This is a genomic window from Siminovitchia jepli (assembly GCF_047228825.1).
In the GTDB taxonomy this organism is placed as follows: domain Bacteria; phylum Bacillota; class Bacilli; order Bacillales; family Bacillaceae_C; genus Siminovitchia.
Window position 1 is genome coordinate 1 of sequence record NZ_JBFEGN010000182.1, and the last position, 1,820, is coordinate 1,820.

General features: G+C 37.4%; 2 protein-coding genes and 1 pseudogene. All 3 read right to left on the bottom strand.

The window, feature by feature from the left end; all coding sequences use genetic code 11:
- Positions 1–76 precede the first annotated feature (76 nt).
- Positions 77–395 (bottom strand): annotated as a pseudogene (locus AB1L08_RS22235) (cation:dicarboxylate symporter family transporter); the annotation flags it as partial.
- A 96-nt stretch (positions 396–491) separates the two neighbouring features.
- Entirely contained in the window at positions 492–1,364 is an 873-nt protein-coding gene (locus tag AB1L08_RS22240; protein ID WP_413066754.1) for a response regulator, read from the bottom strand.
- A 2-nt stretch (positions 1,365–1,366) separates the two neighbouring features.
- Positions 1,367–1,711: an ATP-binding protein gene (locus tag AB1L08_RS22245; RefSeq protein WP_413066753.1), complete on the bottom strand. Its 345-nt coding sequence runs from the start codon at positions 1,709–1,711 to the stop codon at positions 1,367–1,369.
- Positions 1,712–1,820: the final 109 nt, after the last annotated feature.

Genomic DNA, 1,820 nt, shown 5'->3' on the forward strand with positions numbered 1-1,820 from the left:
GTAAATTTTTACATCTGTGGATAAGTGCATTTTCTGTTTTAAGGACTAAAAAACATAAATTTACTCCTCAAAGCTGATTCCCTTTGGAAAGTGTTGACATATCCAAACCTTCACCCGGTTTGAAAATATTTGCAGATAATATACCAACGATAATCGCAATCGTTGTCACAACTTTAAAGTAAATAAGCGTTTTCCCGCCAAGCTTTCCTAATTTTTTTAGATCTTCTGTTCCCGCAACACCTAGAATTAAAGTAGAAATAATGAATTGGTACTACAATCATTTTAGTCATGTTTATGAAAATCGTACCAATTCTTTTCCACGCCCGGGTTTCAATAAAAATGGCTCCGACAAGAATTTGAGAGGGCAAAGTAAATTTAAACTTCTTCTTTTTTATCTACATAAAGCCACCCTTTCCCATAGTAATCGCTTCCAATGAGATAGCGTTATGAGTATTTTACGGGCGGCCTGTCGAATCCTAGGGAATCCTATATTATTTTTCGTTGTATTTTTCGATTGTGTCATGATACAGCGCTTGAAGAAATTTCTTTATATTTACTTTGACCTTTTTCGGCTCATCCTGGCCTTCTTCAATTTGTACCATTTGATTTCTAACTACTTGAAAGTCGAAATAACGGGGTGCATAGTATTCAAACACAAGATTTGTATAATCAATCGACCCCAGAGAAGCTACATTATTGACTGCTGTTACGATGATTTTGCGAATCCGCTGTTCAATTGCTTTGCTGCTTATGTTATGATTCCCCGCCTTAGAACAAATGGATTCATATAAATTTTTTAATGGCGGCAATTGGATCACTCCTTCATTTTCATATATGAGGATTTCCATCATCGATATCACATCATCACTGCCTGACTCTCCGATGATGCCCATATCATTTAATATCGACAAAACGATCTCTTTTACGCTTTGCTGTCTCGATGATGCTGATTCACTTTGATCCAAAGATTCCTTGATTACGAGCAATGAATTTCTTAATTGAAATTGTTCTGCTATTCTTTTTAAAATACTCCGCACTTCTATTCGATTAATGGGCTTATGGATAAAAAATTCGACCCCTTTTTCATAAGCTTCCCCAACCATTTCCTTGTTTACGATTTGAGAAATCATAATAAATTGGCCTTGGAATCCCTTCATTCTCAGCTGTTCAATGGCTTCAATACCGTCCAGCCCCGGCATTAATAAGTCAATTAAGACAACGTCAGGATGGACGGCAAGGATGGACGCAAGACAATCGGCCCCGCTTTTGGCCTCACCGATTACAACGCCGAGATCACCTTCCGTTATAATGTTCTTCAGCATTTCTCTACTTGCTTTATCATCATCTACAATAAAATAACGCAGTTTTATTCAACTCGCTTTCGGATATTTTTAGTCGGGATCAGGATTCGAAAAACAGCACCCTTCTCCGGAAATTGTAATTCAATTTGCCCCTCAAGCGCATGAATAATTTCTTTTACATGAGATAAGCCAATCCCCGTCGCGGCAACACCTTGATCGGTATATTTTGTCGTATAGCCTGTTTCAAAGATCGTAGATGCATACTCTTTTGGAACACCTTTGCCGGAATCTTTTATAACGAAACAAGTATACGCTGATTCTTCGAATACATTAATATAAATTTCACCTTTATTTGTAATAGCTTCGACGGAATTGGCTGTCAGATTATTCAATAGGGCAAGAAGCGGCATTTGCTGATCCGTTTCATAGTCAACTGAACTATTTAGGGCTTACTGAACAACCTTTATTTTGATCAATAGTTTGCCACTCGCGTTCTGAAATAAAAATAGTCGTCGAATG

What these genes read in the sequence shown, in the direction of transcription:
- AB1L08_RS22245 (WP_413066753.1), bottom strand. Translation starts at nt 1,711, where the DNA reads ATGCCGCTTCTTGCCCTATTGAATAATCTGACAGCCAATTCCGTCGAA.